20 protein-coding genes are annotated in these 21125 nt (G+C 41.5%); 9 read left to right on the forward strand and 11 right to left on the reverse strand.

Going from position 1 to position 21125, the window contains the following annotated elements; genetic code table 11:
- Window positions 1-103 precede the first annotated feature (103 nt).
- Genes LZT21_RS04895 through LZT21_RS04910 form a run of 4 tightly spaced genes read left to right on the forward strand, consistent with a single transcriptional unit; the run spans window position 104 to window position 4057 of the window.
- On the forward strand, window positions 104-352 hold the full coding sequence (locus LZT21_RS04895; protein ID WP_233923927.1) for a FeoA family protein: 249 nt from the start codon (window positions 104-106) through the stop codon (window positions 350-352).
- Complete coding sequence (locus tag LZT21_RS04900; protein WP_233989592.1) at window positions 349-2247, forward strand: ferrous iron transporter B; 1899 nt, start codon at window positions 349-351, stop codon at window positions 2245-2247. Before LZT21_RS04895 ends, LZT21_RS04900 begins: the two co-directional genes overlap by 4 nt.
- A gap of 45 nt (window positions 2248-2292) precedes the next feature.
- On the forward strand, window positions 2293-3012 hold the full coding sequence (locus LZT21_RS04905; protein WP_233989599.1) for a haloacid dehalogenase type II: 720 nt from the start codon (window positions 2293-2295) through the stop codon (window positions 3010-3012).
- Between the two features lie 7 nt (window positions 3013-3019).
- Window positions 3020-4057: a tripartite tricarboxylate transporter substrate binding protein gene (locus tag LZT21_RS04910; protein WP_233989601.1), complete on the forward strand. Its 1038-nt coding sequence runs from the start codon at window positions 3020-3022 to the stop codon at window positions 4055-4057.
- A 43-nt stretch (window positions 4058-4100) separates the two neighbouring features.
- Here LZT21_RS04910 and LZT21_RS04915 read toward each other — a convergent pair whose 3' ends face one another.
- The 7 genes from LZT21_RS04915 to LZT21_RS04945 form a co-directional block, all read right to left on the reverse strand.
- The gene (locus LZT21_RS04915) at window positions 4101-5399 is read right to left on the reverse strand and encodes a hypothetical protein (protein WP_233989608.1); all 1299 of its coding nucleotides are present in this window, start codon (window positions 5397-5399) and stop codon (window positions 4101-4103) included.
- 3 nt (window positions 5400-5402) lie between these two features.
- Window positions 5403-6089, reverse strand: coding sequence for a PP2C family serine/threonine-protein phosphatase (locus LZT21_RS04920; protein WP_233989610.1), 687 nt, complete (start codon window positions 6087-6089; stop codon window positions 5403-5405).
- Window positions 6086-7093, reverse strand: coding sequence for a hypothetical protein (locus LZT21_RS04925; protein ID WP_233989612.1), 1008 nt, complete (start codon window positions 7091-7093; stop codon window positions 6086-6088). The genes LZT21_RS04920 and LZT21_RS04925 overlap by 4 nt, the downstream gene beginning before the upstream one ends.
- A 16-nt stretch (window positions 7094-7109) precedes the next feature.
- On the reverse strand, window positions 7110-7376 hold the full coding sequence (locus LZT21_RS04930) for a hypothetical protein (protein WP_233989614.1): 267 nt from the start codon (window positions 7374-7376) through the stop codon (window positions 7110-7112).
- Window positions 7366-9288: a hypothetical protein gene (locus LZT21_RS04935; RefSeq protein WP_233989616.1), complete on the reverse strand. Its 1923-nt coding sequence runs from the start codon at window positions 9286-9288 to the stop codon at window positions 7366-7368. Before LZT21_RS04935 ends, LZT21_RS04930 begins: the two co-directional genes overlap by 11 nt.
- Window positions 9275-11137: an FtsW/RodA/SpoVE family cell cycle protein gene (locus LZT21_RS04940; protein ID WP_233989619.1), complete on the reverse strand. Its 1863-nt coding sequence runs from the start codon at window positions 11135-11137 to the stop codon at window positions 9275-9277. Before LZT21_RS04940 ends, LZT21_RS04935 begins: the two co-directional genes overlap by 14 nt.
- 62 nt (window positions 11138-11199) lie before the next feature.
- Complete coding sequence (locus tag LZT21_RS04945; RefSeq protein WP_233989621.1) at window positions 11200-11577, reverse strand: hypothetical protein; 378 nt, start codon at window positions 11575-11577, stop codon at window positions 11200-11202.
- 272 nt (window positions 11578-11849) lie between these two features.
- On the opposite strand from LZT21_RS04945, the gene LZT21_RS04950 reads away from it, so the two are divergent.
- The 5 genes from LZT21_RS04950 (at window position 11850) to LZT21_RS04970 (ending at window position 15925) form a co-directional block, all read left to right on the forward strand.
- Complete coding sequence (locus LZT21_RS04950) at window positions 11850-12341, forward strand: hypothetical protein (protein ID WP_233989623.1); 492 nt, start codon at window positions 11850-11852, stop codon at window positions 12339-12341.
- A 19-nt stretch (window positions 12342-12360) separates the two neighbouring features.
- Entirely contained in the window at window positions 12361-13887 is a 1527-nt protein-coding gene (locus tag LZT21_RS04955; RefSeq protein WP_233989624.1) for a hypothetical protein, read from the forward strand.
- Window positions 13888-13913: 26 nt separating this feature from the next.
- Complete coding sequence (locus tag LZT21_RS04960) at window positions 13914-14300, forward strand: YcfL family protein (RefSeq protein ID WP_233989626.1); 387 nt, start codon at window positions 13914-13916, stop codon at window positions 14298-14300.
- A gap of 18 nt (window positions 14301-14318) precedes the next feature.
- On the forward strand, window positions 14319-14906 hold the full coding sequence (gene lpoB, locus LZT21_RS04965) for a penicillin-binding protein activator LpoB (protein ID WP_233989633.1): 588 nt from the start codon (window positions 14319-14321) through the stop codon (window positions 14904-14906).
- 62 nt (window positions 14907-14968) lie between these two features.
- Window positions 14969-15925 (forward strand): hypothetical protein, encoded by a 957-nt coding sequence (locus LZT21_RS04970; RefSeq protein ID WP_233989635.1) that lies wholly within the window; start codon window positions 14969-14971, stop codon window positions 15923-15925.
- Window positions 15926-15927: 2 nt separating this feature from the next.
- Here LZT21_RS04970 and LZT21_RS04975 read toward each other — a convergent pair whose 3' ends face one another.
- The 4 genes from LZT21_RS04975 to rho form a co-directional block, all read right to left on the reverse strand.
- Entirely contained in the window at window positions 15928-17319 is a 1392-nt protein-coding gene (locus tag LZT21_RS04975; RefSeq protein ID WP_233923932.1) for an MATE family efflux transporter, read from the reverse strand.
- Window positions 17320-17337: 18 nt separating this feature from the next.
- Window positions 17338-19056 carry a glycosyltransferase family 39 protein gene (locus tag LZT21_RS04980; RefSeq protein WP_233936129.1) on the reverse strand — a complete coding sequence of 573 codons (1719 nt, stop codon included), beginning with the start codon at window positions 19054-19056 and terminating at the stop codon, window positions 17338-17340.
- Window positions 19057-19200: 144 nt separating this feature from the next.
- Window positions 19201-19566 (reverse strand): type B 50S ribosomal protein L31, encoded by a 366-nt coding sequence (locus LZT21_RS04985; protein WP_233936132.1) that lies wholly within the window; start codon window positions 19564-19566, stop codon window positions 19201-19203.
- A 155-nt stretch (window positions 19567-19721) separates the two neighbouring features.
- Window positions 19722-20984: a transcription termination factor Rho gene (rho, locus tag LZT21_RS04990; protein ID WP_233923935.1), complete on the reverse strand. Its 1263-nt coding sequence runs from the start codon at window positions 20982-20984 to the stop codon at window positions 19722-19724.
- Window positions 20985-21125 lie beyond the last annotated feature (141 nt).

Genomic DNA, 21125 nt, shown 5'->3' on the forward strand with positions numbered 1-21125 from the left:
GAATCATTCTCAATAGAATAGCTTATAATGATAATGATTCTTGATAACAATTATCGGCATATGAAATGCTTGCGTGATTCTAGCTTGTTAGTGTGAAACAACCATGAAATCCATCACTGTGAACCAGCTTCCCATTGGCTTAGTAAGACAAGTCGAGCGCGTAAATGCGCCGAGTAATAAGCCTGAATTAGCCCAACAATTAGAAGATATTGGGTTTTTACCTGGCGAGCAGGTAACTGTATTGCGGCGCAGCTTGCTGGGCGACCCTTTAATGGTGCGAATTGGCACTTCAACTTTTGCTTTACGGCGCGCCGAGGCTCAATTGATTGAGGTGGCAATTATTTCTCAATGAAATCGAGCAAGATTCATTTTTTTGATAGCGATCCGCTGTTAGCGTTATTGGGTAATCCTAATTGCGGCAAAACAGCACTCTTTAATTTGCTCACCGGTAGTCGGCAAAAAGTGGCGAATTATGCTGGCGTCACCGTTGAACGTAAAGAAGGGCGCCTCACACTGCCTTCGGGTAAAGCCATCCGCATTCTAGATTTACCGGGCGCATATAGCTTGTATCCCCGTTCGCTTGATGAGCGAGTCACTTGCAATGTGCTGCTCGGTCGTGCCGAAGGCGAAAAGCGCCCCGATTTAGTCTTATGTGTATTAAATGCCACAAATCTACGCAGAAACTTACGGTTAGTGTTAGCAGCAAAACGCTTGGGTTTACCCTGTATTGTTTTGCTCAATATGGCAGATATTGCCCAGCGCAAGGGTTTAAAAATTAAGCTTGCTGATTTATCGGCGGAGTTAGGTTTGCCGGTGATTTCGACCATTGGCATCAAGCCACACGGGGCTGATGACTTGAAGCACTTTTTAGATGAGCTGGACTGGTCGAATTTATCTCGGCTAACTGCAGGAACTGCACAAGTTAATAGCCTGCTCAATCACACTGAAACCGATAATCTGCGGGTTCATCAAATACTAGAAAAGCTCGCACTCAACGAAGTGGTGCCTGATGTATTAGCCGATCGTCTCGATCGTATTTTGCTGCAGCCAATATTCGGCCCCATGATTCTTGTAGCAATACTTTTTTTAATTTTTCAAGCCGTTTTTAGTTGGGCTGCCCTGCCGATGGAAGCAATTAAGTGGGTAATTGATGCTTTGGCGGGAGTAGTCAGTTCCCATATGTCAGATTCTTGGATACGTAGCCTGCTCATCAATGGCATCTTGGCAGGTTTAGGAGGGGTATTAGTATTTCTACCGCAAATTTTAATCCTGTTCTTTTTTATTTTGCTGCTCGAAGAGTCGGGTTATTTACCACGAGCTGCCTTTATATTAGATCGCTTAATGGCGACAGTTGGCTTATCGGGCCGCTCTTTTATTCCCTTGTTGTCAAGTTTCGCTTGTGCTATTCCGGGCATCATGGCTACGCGGAGTATTTCTAATCCACGAGATCGTCTTGTAACCATTTTAATTGCTCCGATGATGACTTGTTCAGCGCGCTTACCTGTATATGCTTTATTAATTTCTGCTTTTATTCCCAATCAAAAGTTATGGGCGGGCCTTGATTTACAGGGTCTCGTATTATTTTTTCTGTATCTTGTGGGCATTGTTGGCGCAATGGCGGTGGCTTGGGTTTTGCAGTACTTTACCAGTAAGCAATTTCAAGTACATGCTTTAATGATGGAGCTGCCGAGTTATCATTTGCCCCGTTTAGGTAATTTACTGATTAGTTTATGGCAGCGATGTGAAATATTTTTGCGACGGGTAGGCGGAGTTATTTTTGTGCTTACAGTATGCCTATGGGCGCTCTCTAGTTTTCCTGCCCCACCACCAAATGCTAGTGGTGCGCCGATTGAATATAGCCTTGCGGGCATGTTAGGTAAAACATTGGCAGTTATTCTTCAACCGATTGGTTTTAATTGGCAAATTAGCATAGCTTTAGTGCCAGGCATGGCTGCACGTGAAGTCGTGGTGAGTTCATTGGCAACTGTTTATGCTTTATCTGTAGTTAATACTGAAGCTAGTCAATCTCTGATTCCGTTAATTTCCCACGCATGGAGTTTAGCCACCGCACTTTCTTTATTGGCCTGGTTTGTCTTTGCGCCGCAGTGCCTCTCGACCATTGCAGCAGTGAAGCGCGAAACAGGTGGTTGGAAAATTCCCCTGATTATGCTTGGCTATTTATTTGGCTTAGCTTATTTAGCCTCTTTTATTACTTATCAAACTGCACTTATTTTTGGATGGGGATGAGATAATGAACCTTCGGCAATCCTTGCTTTAAATATGGTAACTCCTATGCAAGCCTTGAGTAATGTAGGCGCAATTCGTGTTTTGGCCTTTGATGTTTTTGGTACCGTCGTTGACTGGCATGGGTCTATTGCAAAAGAAGTATCTCAATTTGATCTCAATGTTGATCCATTAGCATTTGCCACTGCTTGGCGTAATGGCTATAAGCCCGCTATGGCCCGTGTGCGCTCGGGTGAGTTGCCCTGGACGCGTATCGACGATTTACATCGGATGATTCTGGATCAAGTGCTAATTGAGTTCAAGGTTGATGCACTGAATGAGGCGCAGAAAAAAGATTTAAATTTGGTGTGGCATCGGCTAGCCGCGTGGCCCGATACCGTACTGGGTTTACAGCGGCTCAAAAGCAAATACACTATTGTGACTTTATCGAACGGGAATTTAGGCTTATTGGCCGAGATGGCGAAAAATGCGGGGCTGCCGTGGGATTTAATTTTGTCAGCCGAAGTGTTTCGTCATTACAAGCCTGATCCAGAAACCTATTTAGGGGTAGCGGCAACCTTTGATATTGCTCCCGAGCAGGTCATGCTGGTGGCTACCCATAAAGACGACTTATTAGCGGCCCACAAACTAGGTCTTAAAACTGCGTTTGTTGAGCGCCCCTTTGAGCATGGGCCAAATCATTTGCGTCAAGATATGCAGGTGGAGACTTGGACTGATTTTCATGCTAAAGATTTTCTCGATCTAGCACATCAGCTTGGTATAAGTTAATTTACCCGTGAAAAAACATTTTCAAATAGTTGCAAGTTTATTGTTGAGCTTAGTTTTTTGCCTGCTGAGCACGGTAGCTTTTTCGCAAGCGAATGCGCATAAAAATGCTAGTGCTAGTGCTAGTAGCCAGAAAAGCGACGTGATGCTGTGGCCCAAAAAGCCAATTCATCTGGTCGTGAGCTTTACGCCTGGGGGTGCTCCCGATACATTGGCGCGTATTTTGGCTGAAAGTTGGCAGAAGACTCTGGGAGTAAACGTCTTAGTTGAAAATCGCCCAGGTTTTGGTGGCAATATTGGCGCCGACTATGTAGCTAAAAGCGATGCTGACGGCTATACCTTGTTAATTGGCACCGTTGGCATCCATGCAATTAATGGCGTGCTTTACGAGAAATTGAGCTATGACCCTGTCCGTGATTTTGCACCCATTAGTTTTTTAGCTAGCACCCCGAATGTATTGGTAGTGAATAAAAAATTAGGGGTCAGTAATTTAAGTGAACTCATTACCCTAGCCAAAACCGAGCCTAATCAGCTGACTTTTGGTTCATCGGGCTCGGGTACTTCTTTGCACATGTCGGGCGAACTGATAAAGGAAATGACCGGAATACAAATTCGGCATATTCCTTACAAGGGGCGGGCACAATTTTTACCTGACCTCGTTAGCGGGCGCATCAGTATGGCTTTTGATAATCTGGTTTCAGCATTACCATTAATTCAGGCGGGTGAAATACGCGCAATTGGTATTACTTCGCTAAGGCGTTCGGCGGCTGCACCCGATATTCCGACTATTGCAGAGCAAGGCTTACCAGGTTTTGAAGCGGTTTCTTGGTTTTCCTTGGTAGGGCCTGCGGGTCTGCCTATTGCAATACAAACTCGCTTAAGCCGACTGACTAAAGAAGTCTTGATGCAGCCTGTTGTACAGAGCAAATTAAGGGCAAGTGGGCTCGAGCCTGCACCGAATAGTCCCACAGAATTAGCACGCTTTATTGACCAAGAACGAGAAAAATGGACTGGAATTGTGAAAAAGTCGGGGGCTAAGGCCGATTAGGCCTATTTTTGAGGGATTAAATGAAGTGCTTTGTCAGCTTGAATTATTTTTTTTGCAAAAACTTAAAACTAAAATTATTGTAGCTTATTAAAATAAAAATAAGTATAAAAATACTTGGCATCCATAGCACTATTGTGCTCATAACCCTGGGGGGATATGAGTTGATCAATAAAAATTCTGTCAAAACCAGAAAATTAAAAGCTGTAGTTGCCACGGCGCTAGAAAATTTATTTTTTAATATTAAAAGTAGCCCAATTGCTATCGGGGTAATAATAAAATTAATAAGAACTAGCGATAAAAGCCAATTAGGTAATTTTATAGTGCCAGCTTCTACTACGAGGTTTATCCAAGAGCCATTAAGAATTAATACTGTCCACCAAATGAGCTGAATATATTTGGTATTTAGGCTGCGCCACGGGATTAATATTAAAGAACCTTTACTAATACGAGCGATTATCGTTTCCGTTTTTTTCTGGGGCGTTGCATTAACATTTCTTTCATAATTACGAACTGTAGGTATGGGCGTGCTTAAATCTAAAAAAGACTTATCTGGAGCTGCGTTCAAGATTAATCTATTTAATTGAGAAAGTGCTTGATTTAAGGCATTCTTAGCTTCATCCTCGTTTAGGTTTCTTAATTTTTTCGACAATTCACGATAAATTTGGTTATGTTCATCAGTCGAATTTGAAAGCCAGGAAACTTCCTCAAGTAAATTGCCGATCCCATGGCATAGAATTGCTAACTGACTGCTTAAATTCTGTACTGAAATCGAGTCAGACCAATATTCAATAAATTCCTCATTAGAGAGGGTTAAGGTATGGTCTAAGACGGGCTGGCTTTGATTTAATGAGAAAAAATAATTACTCCAATCCTTCTTTAAAGCCTGATACAGCATGGGATGATGTAGGCCATCGGTTGGCAGAAGTGGCAGGGGCTTTTGTAATCGATTGGTGGTAGATAGGCAATGAACAAAATCTAATATATAGATACGATTACTGGCGCCTTGAGGGGTAGCAATATTTCTAAGGGCAATATCTAGATGTAGGATGCCTAAGTTAAAAATCTCTATTAAAGCTTCAATCGAATTAGTAATTAATATCGCAACTTGTGTAGTATTAAATTGATTTTTATTTTCCTTGAACTGAACCGAAAGCGATTGCCCAACATTTTCCATGGCAATCGATTTTTGTGTTAAGTTTTTAATGCTGACTTTAGGTACGTTCGCATTTCTTTGGTGCAAATAAGTCAAGATCAACTCTTCTCTTGATAGCCAGTAAGCGGCGTCAGGCAATATCGAGGTAGATCCCTCAACTGTAAAGTGTTTGATAAAGTCTTCTGACATTATTTAATTAAAATTTATCCACATACCGATTGCAGATACATCATCCTTGGATTGGTTTTTAATAGCTAATTCTCCTAGCTCTGAGCAAATAAATTGCATATCCTCATTACTGGGCTGCCCTTTTTTTATTTTTGAAATGATACTTAATCGTTCTTTTGAAGTGGTATAGGCGTGTAGGCCATCTGACATCATAAGAACAATACAAGATCCTTTTGCAGGAAGCTGAAAAATATTGGCGGAATGAAAGGCTGGACTACCTATTAGCTGACTAGGTGAGTGACCATCCTCCAGTAAATCCAGTTGGCTTGCTTGTGAATTGACCCAACCCTTTAAAGGCTGAAGTTTGTAAGCCTCAATAAGGCTATCTCCGCAACTAGCACAGTAAATTCCGCCGTAACTTAATAGTACATTTAATGCCGTAGTAGCCCCGTTATTTATTTTTTCTAAAACGAGATCATTAGCCCGAGAAAACGATTCTAAAAGAGTCTCTTCAGGATTAGTTTGCGGGATAACTAATTTAGAAGTAAGGGCTGAAGCGGTTAGTTCCGCAGCATGGCCACCCCATGGTGTGCTATTCGCGCCGTCACAAAGGGCAAAATTAGTAAGTTCTTGATTAAATCGAATACAGTCAAATTTGGGTTTTTCTGTTGCGCCCAAATTCTCAATATAGCCAAATGAAAATGAAATCATTTTCTAACGCCGGGGATAGGCGTTTGATCGCTGGCCGATTTATTTTGATTTTTTGCAAGTTTTATATGAATAGTGGGATAAAGGTTCGGCGAGCTTGGGTCGGCAACAGTATGGGCAATATCAAAAGGCTGTCCAAATGTAATTTGTAGCCCTTCGTCATTAATTTCATACAGGCGCATGTTTTTTAGAATTCCTCTGCGCCCCGATACCCCGCTAAGCTTGGCGTCTTTCGGAATAAACGCGTAGATGATGTTATTAAGCTCGAAAATATTCAGTTGATTACGGGAGATATACATCGCAGAAACATTAACCTTCTCCATATTCTGTATTTCTGCACTGGGGGCGTCTCTGCCAACGATCAAAGGGGTAGAGCAGATAACTTGTCTTTCTCCGTTAGCATCTGAAATTTGAATCGCTAATTGAGTCTGGTTGCCTGAAGTGGGCTGAAATGAAGAAGTTGATGCAGCCTGTATAGCCGGTTCATTTTTAATTGGGCTACTGGTGCCTGCACCAGGGGCTTCATTTGGCTTTAGGGTGCCTAATTTGACGGTAGCACTAAACTTTTTTCTATTGCCTCGTAAGGATATTTGGTAAGCCTCTTCACTAGTAGGATCATCAAGTGAATTCATTCCAGGCTGAATTGATATAGAGCAATCTTTTGTTAATTTTGCTTTGGCACCATGGTTAGTTTGATAATCTTTTAAAAGGATGCCACTAAAAAAAGAATCTTCAAAACCGGTATTGATTTCAGTGTGAATACGGAAGAACTCTTCAGTTTCTAGTGCGGTGGCTTTATCTAAGGGGTGAAAAGTAATTAAATCAATTGGGAAATACGAGGAATTAAGAATGGAGCTTAAATATTTTCCTTCAGTCGCATGTAACTGATTTAAAATTTCTTCGATCGCAACCCTTTTAAAATCGAGCGCTAAGCTATCGGCAAATAAATCCGTACTTTTTTCCTTGGGGATTTCCGTTTCTTTCTTTTTTGAAAATATAAATTTCATATTTAGCAATAACCTTTCAAGTAGCTTCTAATTCAATATTGGGAATATCTTTAATTTCAATTTTTATATCAGAGTCGGTTAAGCCTAAATCAATTAGGGGATCACTAAAAAATGTATTAAAGTCATTTTTTGAGACACTTCTATAGATATTAGCGGGAATTTGCACTTTAATTTGCCGAAATTTTCTTAGCTCCTCACGGATAAAAAGGGCGCACAAAAACAGATTGTTTGAGCCAGATAAGTGATCATCTGGAATTAGCGTAAAAATCTTATTAGAGACCATTTGTTTTAATTACCTCTCTAATTAAGAGCATCCCAAATTTACTAGCAATATGCCCAGAACCTGGAACATTTGGATTGGCAAGAACACCAATTGCTAAGGCGCTATTGGCACTCGCTGTAACGGGCGCCCCGATATAACCTTGAAGTTGGTTAACCTGAACAATTGCCCCAAATAAGGTGTTGCCCCCGTAGGTTTTATCCTGCTTACTGACTGTACCAGTTTTAGCATAGATCGGACAATCCTCTAAGCAGGGCTTACCAAAGGCTAGCGTAAAGACTTTGCTGGCTGTACCGTCTCCCGCCCAATTTTTTTCGGTTGGTCTGGGTACTTTTTGCATACCCCTGAGGATAATTTGGGCATTGGCCTGCCCATTCATTTTTTTAATGATGGGGTTTTGAGATTCAAATAGACTTGGTTGAGTTAAGGTTGAGAAACTAGCAATTTGATATAAGGATGAGACAAGAGTAGCTAGGCCATAAGACGTGATGCGATTATTGGCGGCGCCAATGACTGACTGAATAGCTAGGCTAGTGTTTTCGAGTACTTTAAAGTTGGTCGCGCGCTTTTTCCCTTCCCTGATCTCGTCATACTGAGTCCAAGGTATGAAAGGGCCCTTAATTAATCGACCATCTAAATACGGACCATCCTTATTGGCGCTTACTAATATCCGGCCATTGGTTGGGCTAAATGTTTCTAGTCCCATAGGCTCTAAGAGCCTGCTAGTACCGCAGCGTCGATCTGGGGTTTCTGAGCAGCCATTATTTAAGCCAATCTCTTTGGCAAACTCAGTTACATAAGTCGGCACTGAGCAATTGGCCAAGGCGGTGCCGTTATTGCAAATAGCATTTTTTTCCCACCATTCATTTCGCTTAGTGACTTTGCCATCGACCTCACCCGATGTTTTAATTTGAAACTGTAGCTCGGTTGGCGAGACCGAGCGATTTTTTAAAAATGCATAAGAAAAAAGAAGTTTTTCAGTCGAGGCTGGCGGGCCCTCAATATTTGCCCCAGCCAATAAGCCCAACTGATAATTTGCTGTAAGGCCACATGACTTTCCATAGCAGCCAACAGCGAGTAGGGCACCGGTATTTGCATTTAAGATGGTAAAGGCCAGATCGGATGTTAGCTTTAGCTGGTTAAAAAGATCGGCATTACAGCTAGGGTTTTTGTCATTGCATTTACCAATATTGCTTGCTAAAAGTTGTAACTCAGGATTTAGCGATAGAGTCAGACTTTTTATACCATCACTGCCGCCACTTTGTTTTCTAAATTGGGCTAACTGCAAAAGCGGCGCAAAACCATCTTTTAGATTGGCTCGTGCTGGGGTGAGCGCATTAGATTTGATATCAGCACTTCCACAATTGCCAGGTCTTCCAGAGACAATAAATTTTCCATTGGCGTCTTTACCAAAAACGCATAAGACTTGCGTATTCCAATTTAAACTCTGAGAAAAAAGTTGATTAGCTAAGGTCTCTTTAGATAATTTCGGGTTAGCAACCGATAGCTGCGTAAGAATATAGGCCGCATCTAAGATTTCGGGAAAATTTTTGCACGATACATTACTTGATTTGGCGTTATAGTCGCTCCAAATTTGTATTAGGCGAGCATCGGCTTGATCAAAATCGATTTTCTCAATACTGGCAATTTTTTCTCTGAGTGTTACTCGGTTTCTTTCGCCGCAGGTAAAGTTAAGCGTTGCCGAGTTTTGGGGGGTAGTAATTAATGCATAAACAATTTGGGTTTGATTGACAAGATTAGTGGGAATAAATGGCTTATCTAATTCTTTTTGAGACAAGGTAAACGATAAATGAATCAGTATCGAAATAAAAATAATGATGCCTACAGCAAATAGGCCAATAAAAAATCGGGATCGAATGCGGTTACTAGATGTTTTTAATTTATTTACGGGCATAGCAAAGACCAAGTATTAACCCAAAGCCAATGGAGGCTGATATGGAAGACGAAATCCCAATGCTAATAAGCGGGGTGCCAAGCCCGGTCAGAGGAATAATCCGTAAGTTACCCAGGGTAGTCACAAATAATTGAAAAAGCGCTGCCAAGCAAAGCAAGGACCCAAACAATTTAGCGAACTTAAATGGTTCTTTATAGAGCCATGATGCAATAAAACCTTGGTAGGCAAGGACGATCCATACGTAAGCTAGACCACCAAGTAATAAAAGCCCCCAGATCTTGCCAAAGGCGCCATTGATGAGGGTGGGCATGTAATCGCTAAGTGTTTGTAGTGGTAAGCAAACCCCATCCGTTGAGCACCACTTAATATTGCCTATACCAAACCCAAAGGGCTGTCCCGCATTTTCAAACTGAATTAAGCGCTCAAAATCACTGATGTTGGCATTTTTAGGGTTGAGCATTAATTCAAAGCGGTTTTGTACCTTTTCCGAGACAATAAAAATACTGACTCCCAAAATACTTACCAAGCCGATTAATAAAGAGGCAAATTTTTTCCCTAGTAACACAAACAGACAAAAGGAAAAAACTAAGCCCGCAATAAGGGAGCCCCCTAAATCATGAAAGATGGCTGAGACAAGCAATAACAAAAATATCACCAAAAGAATCTGAATTAAAATTTTCCAAAATAAAAAATAAACATAATATTTTTGCAACAAGATTTCTTTCTTTTTGGCCATGGAAATATAGGAAAAAGAGCCTAGATAGCTTAGGCTTTTGCCAACTAAATTACTTAATCCAAATTGCTCTTGGGCGAGTTCAAGGGTGCGGCCATAGCGAAACAAAAGAAAGGCCGCGATAAAGCAACTAGATACCTTAAATAGTTCTGAGCCAATGGCAGGACCTAATAGTAAATACGAACCAGCTATAGCTAGGGTGCACAAAAGAGTCCCCAAGGTGATCGACAAGCGGTTCAATATGAAGGTAAAAGCATTCGCAATACGATGAGAAAATCGAATACAGAGGACAAGAATCAAAGCCGATAGCAAAGTTACTAGCAGTTGACGTTGATACAGTTGCCTAAATGGACTTAAGTCAAAGGAGGCTGCTTCAAAGCCAAAATGTAATGAAGCATCACGAATCAGGTTTAAGCCAAAAAAGATTGTAAAAAAATAAATCGAGAGAAAAAACAGGCCAAGACTCGATAATTTTTTTCGAATGATCAGTAGGCAAACTAATAGTAAGGCAAGGTAAAAAACAGCTAGATACTGGGATGCCTTTTCTAGTGCAATAAATTGCCGTTGTATGTTATTTTGGCCCAGAATATATTGTGCAATATTTTGAGGCAATAGCTTAAATTTATTATTGGCGGTGTTGTAGCTTGTTCCCTGGGCAATTAATAGACCCTTAAAAAGGGCGGGATAGCTTTTAGGACCGCTGACATTTAATATCGCACTTAATTGCGCAAGCTTTCTTTGCACAATCGCCTGTAGTTCCAACAGTTGCCCGCTCGTTTGCGTGTCATTATTTAAGGCCGCCAGTAAAGACTCATAGCTTGTGATGGCGCGGCTTAACTCATTAATCGCATCATTGATGCTTTGCGTATCAGTAGAGCTGAAGAAGCGGGAGTCAATCGTGGTGCACGGTACTATAGAAAATTGCTCTTTTAAGTTAAGGCGGCAAAATTCTTCGGCACTTAAACGGATTTGGTATGTTGTAATCGCTGGCAACGACTCTAAAATTTTATCGCGACTGTGTAAAAAAGCATGATGCGGTAGGGTAATGATCAGGGTGGCTAAGAAAATAGCAAACGCAAAAAGCTTTAATACCCAGGGATAGTTGCTAAACTTCATTTTTTTGCCTATTAATGATCTGCTCAGCAAGATCTGTGCCAAATTTTAATTCATTATGTATTTTAATTGCATATAATTTGCCCATTAAATTCTTTGCAATTAGTTGTTATTGGATTTTCAGTTTTAGTGTAGTTGGCTATGTAGGCTTTATGGGCCGCCATTTTTGCATCTACATTAGTTAGCTGCCCATTTTTATATTCCTCATTAATTTTGTTTAATTCAGAATAAAAGTTTTTAGTTTGTAAACCTGCTGGGTTAGAACCATTTTTATTGTAAGTTTCTTGAATGCATGTTGTAAAATAGGTGAAATTTTTATAAAAATTACTATCATTTTTATTTGAGTCACATTGGTTTATTACTTGATTCATTGTTAAAGCAGTAGAGCAACTCAATAAGCTTAGAGAAATGAGTAAAGAAAATAGTTTGATTAATGAAGTCATATAAATAATTAGAACCCTCGGGTTAAATATAAAAAATATGCCGCTAAGACCCTAAAGTCTTTAAAAAAGCATAATTTAATGCTTTAGGAGTATAAATAAGAGTGAGATTCCAAATGTGAATGTTATATGTTTATCCCTCAATTTTAACTGAATGAATAGTCAAAATAAGGGAGTATAGTTATAAAAATTACATTTATTTAATTAAGTGTTAAAGATTCTAGGATCAGGCTTTTAATACTGGTTTTCAACTTTATTCTTTTTTGTTTAAAAATATGAAAAATCGTTTAATTTATGCCCCTTTTCTGATTAGTGCCGCTCTTGCTTTAGGAGGGTGTGATCAAGTCAAGCAAAAAATCGCTGATAGCATTTCTCCACCTCCTCCAGCTGAAATGGCCGTGAGATTAAATCAGCTAGTAGATCAGAGTAAGCCCCAAGAAGCAATTGAGCAGGGCATTAGTTATTTAAAAAAGAATAAAGACCCATCTGGTGAAGTTCAAAAAGTATTAACCAGGGCCTATAAGGAAGCCGAGCAGTTAAGCGCTGAAGCAGAAAAAAAATCGGGAGGCGAGGGCGCTAAAGCTAACGATCCCCAATCTAGTGTACCAGCACAAAATACTCAATATACCGAAAAGAGCAAAGAGTATTCTTCCCCAGCCCCACCTCCTAATAACTCAGGTGTTTCTGTTAATGGTGCTTCGGTAACGAACGGACCTAATGGAACTGTTGTAAGGGCTGGTGATGCAGTTGTAGTCATGCCAAAATAAATAAATCATAAGGCGCACTATGAAGACTTTCAAATTATTTTCCCTAGCAATAACTTTAATTCTAATTTTCTTATCGGGTTGCGCAACTGTTAATAAAAATTCTGAAAAAGAAGCTGCGGATATTAATAGTCAATATAAGGCCGGCAATATTCAGGGCGCACTTCAAACTTTAGATACTACCTTTGATAAAGATAGTTATTTAGTTGCAAAAGATAAGGTACGCAAAGATACGATTTACTTTTTAGAAAAAGGCACCTTTCTTAGCAATTCAGGGCCAACCAAACTTAATGAAAGTACGCAGAATTTTTTAGTAGCACGCAATGTTATTAAAGATTGGGAAAACCGCACAGCACTTAGCTTTGGCATGGACTTAAGCCAATTAAAGGCGGCTGTTTCTGAGCAAGGCGAAATGAGTCAAATTTATGTGCCAAGAGACTATGAAAAAAGTATGGTTGGCTTTGAATTAATAACAAATCATGCATTAGCAAAACGATACGAATTAGCTCTTCCAGAGGCTAAAAATACTACAGAGCTTGATGCATTTTTGAATCGCGCTAGAAAAATTGAGTTTGAGGTGGCAAATGCTAAAGCCAGAGATGAAATGGCTACAAATAAAAATGAAGTAAGAGTAGATACAACTAGAGTAGACCAGATCGCAGGATATCCAGTAGATACCTTTAATACTAAAGAGGTATTGGCATTAAAAAATTCTTATCAAAATGCAGGGACTTATTATTTAGCGGGGTTTATAGGCGAAGCAATGAGTTCAACTGACCCATCCTTTGCTGCAACAAGTTATCAAATGGCCTTTAATATTAATCCTAATAACTTTTTTAAACAGGCCCTCGCGAATGTCGCAAAAAAAGTTAAACCAAGCGCTAAACAATCAGACACTTTAGTTATTGTTGATACTGGGTTTTTGTCAGATATCTATTCCTTTAAAGTAACCATTCCATTTGCCACAAGAAGCGGCGTTAAAGCAGTTACTTGGGTTGTACCAGCCATAAGAAATAATCAAGTTTATTTTGACCCTCAAAGAATTGATGTGAGTAACACATCTCTTACGCTGACTAATGTGGCCAATGTTGAGGCAATGTCAAGACGTGAGCTTAAGGATAGAATGCCCGGGTATATTGCAGCAGCGATTACTTCTTCAATAATTCAAATTATTGCGCAAGAGGTCGCTGCCCAAGCAATCGATAGAGGTACAAAGGATAAAAATGGCAATCAGTCTCTTTTGGGGTCATTACTAAAATTAGGCTCTAGTATTGCGGTCAACACATTAGCAGCTGGTGACGTCGATACAAGAATGTGGAAAGCACTACCGTCAAGCGTCTATATGGCAAGAGGTATGTTGCAGCAAGGAGATAATACCTTAACTATTCAAACTCCCGCTGGCCCAAAGCAGGTAAAAGTAAACTTATCTATGCCTTATGAAGTTGTTAAACTTAGGGTGTTTAATAGTGGTGTAGTAGTGTCTAACTATCCCAAGCCACTTACTGAAAATGAATATGGTGTTTTTGGGCCAGCAACCGTTTTAAAATAAATTACACTAAGACTACCTAGATAAATATGCAAAGAAAATTTTTTATAAGAAGGTTTATCCCAGCTATTACCTTTTTTTCCTTTAGTTTAAATAGCCATTTAGTAGGGGCTCAGCAAACAAAGGAAAGTAAAATAAGGCGTTCTGGCTCCACGAATGCTTTAAAAATTACAGATTTAATAGCTGTCAAGAGAAATAATTTATTAACTGTTCAAGCTTCGTTTATTAATGAGAGCTCTAGTCGTATTCAATATAACTATCGGTTTAAATGGCTTGATGATTCAGGCATTAAAGTAAGCGATGATGAAGTATGGAAACCACAGTCTGCCTTTGGAGGGCAAACTTTTGAATTGACGGGGGTTGCCCCAACGCCAATGGCAACAGATTTTGTTATTGAATTAAATGGTTTTGGTTAATTTTTTTAGGAATAAGGTATGTCTAAATTAAAAATAATTTCTATATTAAGCATTTTAACTTTAAGCGCTTGTGCAACTGGCCCTAGGTATGGTGGAAACGTTCAATATGGTGATGAGAAAGGCGTAGAGCAAGTAACTAACGAATTTGGCTCTACTGACATTGGTATGATTGCTGAAGCAATGTCGAGCAAAATGCTTCAATTTCCTATTATTGCAAATAGCAAAACTGTAGTCAGAATGAAATTGGATCCAGTTAAAAATGCAACGTCAGAATATATTAATACAAAAATAATTACCGACAAAATTCGTAAAGTATTAATTAACAGTGGCAAGGTAGAGTTTGCGGTTGGGGATGACGGTATGCAGAGTCAGACCAATGATTTAAGAACGCAAAATCAAACAGGCCTCTATGATAGTAAGACAACTGCTAAAGTTGGCAAAATGGAGGCTGCTAAGTATCGGGTTGAGGGTAGCATTTCTTCTATCGTGAAGCGGGGAGAGGTTAAGGATGTTTGGTATACCTTCTCACTCAATTTGATAGATGTACAGCGCGGGGTAATAGTCTGGACCGACGACAAAGATATTAGAAAAACTTCTGGCAGATAAAGCCGGAGAATATTGTTGATTTAATTTTAAGTAATTATTTTTTTACTCCTTAAGGGCTGCTAGTGATACTTTTTAGAACTTTACTGGTTTTCTTTTTCTCTCTATTTTCTATTGCTTCTATTGCAGAAACAAAGATTGCAGTTACAGATCTTTCCTATAAAAAAGAAGTGAGGGAATTTTTTTACTTTGAAGCTGCAAATTCTAAGTCAGCTTCGAGCTCTGTAAGTTCTTATGAAGTTGCTGGCTATGACCGCAGCTCTAAAAGCTCTGCAGTTGCAATTGACTCGCGGCGACAAGATAGCTTAGCGGCAGGTGGAGGCGCCCTAGCTGCCAATAGTTCAGGTTCTTTCCAGGGTAGTGCTGCATCTAATCAAAAAAATGATGTGGCAATTGCAGCTAAGGGTAGTGCGGCATCAGCAAGCAGCAAAGAGAGTAATTACGTTAAAACGTATGGGGATAAATTAAAAATTCAATATACAGAATTATTAGGTATGTCTGGGGAAGTGCGGGCCGACCTCATTAAAGCTGGATTTATTCTTACTAAAACTAGGCCCAATGTTGCCAAACCAGGTCAAACCGATTCTTTTTTCGATATCGTTGGTCGCATAAAGCAGGGTGAATTTGGGGATGCAAATTATGTTTTATATGGCGTTATTGCCGCCATGGAAACTAGGGCTAACCGTGAAAAAATCGATGGTACAGATACTTTCATGAACCAATTTGATATGAATATGACCGTTGACTATAGTTTAATTGATACTAAGACCTTACAGGCTAGGGCGGCCTTTACAGTTACCGCCTCAGGCAACGATAACCGATTGGATAATGGGAGGTCTGGACCCTATACCCCCAGCGCCACTAAGATCATGTCTGAGGCGTCTAAAGCGCTTGGAGATGAAGTTGTAATCAAGCTGGCCGAGCAGGGATTTATTGATAAACCACCTAATCTTCAGTTACCCACCAATGCTGTGCAGCCCATGTTTAAGGATGCCCCAGGAACCCTCAAGATTTTTAAATAATCTTAAGTTACAACAGCCGGATGCGTTAATTCAAACCGTTCAGCGGTTCTTCTAAATAAATATAGTAAGAGCATAGCTGCTAAGCCAAGGCTAATGCTATTGGCCAACCAAAAGCCACTTGCGCCTTGCATCGATAAGGGAACAGTGCCAGTCATGTTAAATGCCAAAATATAACCGCCACCTAAACCCACACCCCACAGAGACACAGCGTAAATAATCATTGGTAGAAAGGCGATGCGATAAGCCCGCAAGATAAATGCTGCGGTAACTTGTAAAGAATCGAATATTTGATATAAAGCTATAAATAAAAATAAAGGAATGGCAAATTGTTTTACTGCTGCGGGTGGGTTGTATAGGTCTAGCAAAAGCATACGCAGAAACCACACTGCGATACCGATTGCAATACATAATAAGGTAGTAAAGGTGACGGCAGACCAGCCAATTTCTTCGGCACGATCTTGGCGATTGGCCCCAATCGATTGTGAAACCAAAGTCATAGTGGCAATCGAAAGTGAGAGCGGCACCATATAGATGACAGTGCCAAGGTTAGCCACAATTTGGTGTCCTGCTAGAGCAGTAATTCCAAAACGGGCTATAAACAAAGACATAAACGTAAATGAAGTTACTTCAATTAGATAACTAAAACCAATGGGCGCGCCTAACTTCAAGATGGTCCAAATGCGTTGTAAGTTAGGCCAACTCAATTGCTTAAAGATTGCAAAGGGTCGATAGAATTTACCGTTCCATACAATCATTAAAGTGACCAACAGCCATAACCAAGTAACAATAACAGTAGCAACTGCGCAGCCGGGCCCACCCATCGCCTCGATCCCCAGTCCACCGTAAATAAATAGAGCATTTAGAGGTAGTTTTAAGGCTAGCCCAGCAAGTTGGACGGCAGTAATGACTGCCGGTCGTGAGACGGCATTATGGAGTGCCATTAAAACCCGCATGCCTAAACTGGCCGGCAGGCCAATAGCTAAGATCGATAAATACAGATTTGCTTTGGCATGAATCTCAGCGTTTGCATGGGCAAGGTCTAGGAGATAGTCGGCATTAAGTAAAACCGCGCATCCCAAAATTGCTAAACCAATAGCCAGCCAGGTTGCTTGTCTTACTTCTTCGCCAATTTCATGAGACCGCTTTGCGCCAAAGAGTTGGCCTGCTATAGGTGCTAAAGCAGAGACAATGCCCGTTAAGCCAACATAAATACTAATAAAGATTGCTGAAGCCATCGCTAGGGCCGCTAAATCTTCAGCCGAATAGCGCGCAGTCATGGCGGTATCGAGTACGCCAAAAGCGATAACAGCTAGTTGACCCACCAAAATAGGGGTAGCCAACTTTAAAATAGCCGGGACATCTTCGCGTAAACGCGCTAATTTAAAATGAATCATCTGCAGTACCCGCGCGTTCTACTGCAATTGTTCTTGATAGAGGCGCAACCGCTCATCGCGGTCAGCCGCACGACGGTCTTCCCAAAGTAAAGTTAACTTTTCTCGATTTAAGTGACCCAAACCTTGAACTTCATTGGGGTTATGGGTAAGAAGCCACGGGCAATTGAGATCATCGCGCAATGGCAGGCGGGTGAAATAATCAAATGAAGCTAATTGCGAGTACCCCAAATGCGTGGTATCGATGCAATAGGCCTCTTTGGGTACGGCTTGAGTTAAGCGTTGAGCCACGTATTGATAGGTCTTAGCGTAGTTAATAGTGGGTAACCACAGGGTCATTAATAAAACCCACATGAGGGTAGTGCCTGAAGCCGAAATAATTAAACAACGCCAAATGACCTTAGGCGCGCGCGAGGTGCGCCAGCGGATTACTAAGCCCCATAAAGAAGTAATAATGATGGCAGCGATAAAGGTGGTGAGATTAAATTCTGCTTGAAAGCCCGGAATATAGCGCCCAACATTACTTGCCGTACTTGCTGGAAAGCCGGTTATTTTGGCAAACCAAATGAGCCAAATCATGAAGCCAATCACAGTAAAACTGAGCATGGCAAACCAATCGATAAAGCTAATGAGATTGCGTTTCAAAATGGGCAAACTAAAAACCGCTAATACTGAAAGAGGTGGAATCAAAATAATTAAATCATGATCATTGGCTTCAGTACGAAATAAGTTATATAGGAGACCACCCAAGGCAATACCCAATGGAATGCAAATATGGGGTGCGCGCCATGAGCCGGCTTTTTTTTGCCCAACCCAGTGCACTAAGGCAATGAGTGCAAGCGGCCAAACTGGCCATGCATAAAGCCAAAAGTTGATACTTAAAAAACTGAGTGATTTGTAAGAGGGATAAGCTTGCATGAGGGGCCAATTAAGCCAGCCCTCGAGTGCATTGGCTTGTTGCGCCGCGCTGAGATCAAAATAGAGCCACAGTAATGGCCAGAAGATAAGCCCAATGATTCCTAAGACAATCGATGTAATCGACCAACGAAAGCGCAGACGAGCATTACTTGCGGCAACTGCGCTAGCAGTGCCAATGGCCAATAAAGCCGCCATGATTAAATTACCCGAGAGGATCACAATAGCAAGCCCAAGACCTGTCCAGATGCCCCCTTGCCATGGCTTATCTAAGCCACGAATAGTGCCGTAGAGCATCAGGCTTACACCCATGAGTTGTGCCATCATTGGCGTGGTTTCGTGAGCTTGCTGGGCAATGCCGACACAGGCTAAGAAAATAAGCAGCGCGCCATCGGCTAAGGTCATGCCATATTCCTTGGCATGCGGTTGTCCACCAAGCGCAAAACTCATGGGTTGCACCTCAGGGCGTCGGCCTAGCAAATAACTGGCATACCAAATTGCTAAAGCAGCAGCAAAAAAACAGAGCGCTGAATAGATACGGGTAGCGTTGGCCAAGCCAACGAAGGGACCAAACCAATCCATTAGAAGGGCGCCTAACCAGTAGGGAAGAGGTGCACCCATCGAGGCATCGCGTCCTGCCAAATGAGGCACCAACCAATCTTGGAGACCGCCGTGATGTAAAGTCCACATCACTCCAAAACCAATTGCGTCTTCGTTCTTCCAGGGATCGCGCTCAAAAAGACCAGCTAAGCCATATACCAAAGTCAGCGAAAAAATAATGACTCGCGGAATCGAAGCGGTAGAAGCGGCGGTAAGTTTAACCATCAGTTACACAATTTTAAAAATTTCAAGTTTTCAGTTTTAATAACGAGCACTTTTATAGCGACTACTCTAGGTTTTCCAATAAAAAAGGCAGCACAGGCTGCCTTTTTTCTACCGCGGGGGACGTGTTGCTTACCCCCAGCAAAATTAAGCGGGTTTTTTAGCGGCCACTTTTTTAGCCACTGGTTTTTCAGTTGCTTTTGCTTCTTTAGCGGCAGCTTTCTTTTCTGCGGTTTTAGCAACGCCATCACCAGTTGCTTTAGCAACCGCTTTGCTACCAAATTTCTGGCGGAATTTCTCAACCCGTCCAGCGGTATCCATAATTTTTTGGGTGCCAGTATAGAAGGGGTGTGATTCAGATGAGGTTTCTACTTTAGCCAAGGGATACTCTTGACCGTCTTCCCATTTAATCTTTTCTTTTGTGGCAATGGTAGAGCGGGTTTTAAAGCTAAAGTTATTCGAGACGTCGACAAAGACGACTTCGCGGTAATCGGGGTGAATGCCAGGTTTCATATTAAGTCCTTTAGCGGGTAGCCGTTTCAGCCCTTAATTTCAGCCTAAAAAGACTAAAGAGGGGGAAATACTTATCCAGGTTTTATTGGGAAAGCAAAATTATGCCATGAAATCAATGGGAAAGGCGAACTTTAGCCCTTTTGAGGCCAGGGAATTTAGCCCCCGCGACGCATTAAATCAAAGAATTCCGCATTATTTTTGGTCGATTTAAGCTTATCCACAATAAAGTTCATTGCTTCAATTTCGTCCATATCGGCCAACAGCTTACGTAATACCCAGATTTTTTGCAGGTTTTCAGCTTTGACTAGCAACTCTTCGCGGCGGGTGCCCGATTTATTGAGATTAATTGCGGGGTAGACCCGGCGCTCGGCTAAACGCCGCTCGAGGTGCACTTCCATATTGCCAGTACCCTTAAATTCCTCATAAATTAAGTCATCCATACGACTACCTGTTTCTATTAGGGCGGTAGCGATGATGGTTAAAGAGCCACCTTCTTCAATATTGCGGGCGGCACCGAAAAAGCGCTTGGGGCGTTGCAAGGCATTCGCATCAACACCACCTGAGAGCACCTTACCAGAGGAAGGCACTACGGTGTTATAGGCGCGCGCTAAACGGGTAATCGAATCCAGCAAGATGATGACATCTTTGCCCATTTCGACTAAACGTTTAGCTTTTTCAATTACCATTTCAGCAACTTGTACGTGCCGTACTGCTGGCTCATCAAAGGTGGAGGCAACTACTTCGCCACGTACTGAGCGCTGCATTTCAGTAACCTCTTCAGGGCGCTCATCTACCAACAGCACAATTAAAATAGCATCTGGGAAATTGGTTGAAATGGCATGCGCAATATGTTGCATCATCACCGTCTTACCAGACTTCGGTGACGACACGATAAGACCGCGCTGACCAAAGCCAATTGGCGAAATCATGTCGATGATGCGGCCGGTTAAATTTTCTTCCGCTTTAATATCACGCTCTAAATGAATAGTGCGATTCGGGTGTAGGGGGGTTAGGTTTTCAAACATGATGCGGTTTTTAAGCGCCTCTGGGGGAAGACCATTAATTTTGTCGACCTTCACTAAAGCAAAGTAACGCTCGCCATCTTTCGGCGTCCGTACTTCGCCCTCAATGCCATCGCCAGTGTGTAAATTAAAGCGGCGAATTTGCGCTGGCGATATATAAATATCATCTGGCGAGGCCATGTATGACGATTCGGGTGAGCGTAAGAAACCAAAACCATCAGGTAAAACTTCAAGAACGCCATCACCAAAAACAGATTCGCCCGTTTTGGCGCGTTTTTTAAGAATCGCAAACATTAGCTCTTGTTTGCGCATCCGTTGGGTATTTTCAATTTCAAGGCTAGCTGCCATTTCAAGCAGAGCGGAAACGTGGAGGACTTTAAGTTCAGTAAGTTGCATAGATTTTCGGTGGGTAAATCAGAGTAATTAAGAGGAAATCAGGAAAACGAGATTTAGGGAGGGGGGAGAGCTTAAAAAGAAACTATGGGGGGAGTGGGGAACTAAGGGGGGGTGGCTGTATTGAAAACAGCGCTATTGAGG

Origin of the sequence: Polynucleobacter sp. IMCC 30228, assembly GCF_021395205.1 — a bacterium.
Classification (GTDB): Bacteria; Pseudomonadota; Gammaproteobacteria; order Burkholderiales; family Burkholderiaceae; genus Polynucleobacter.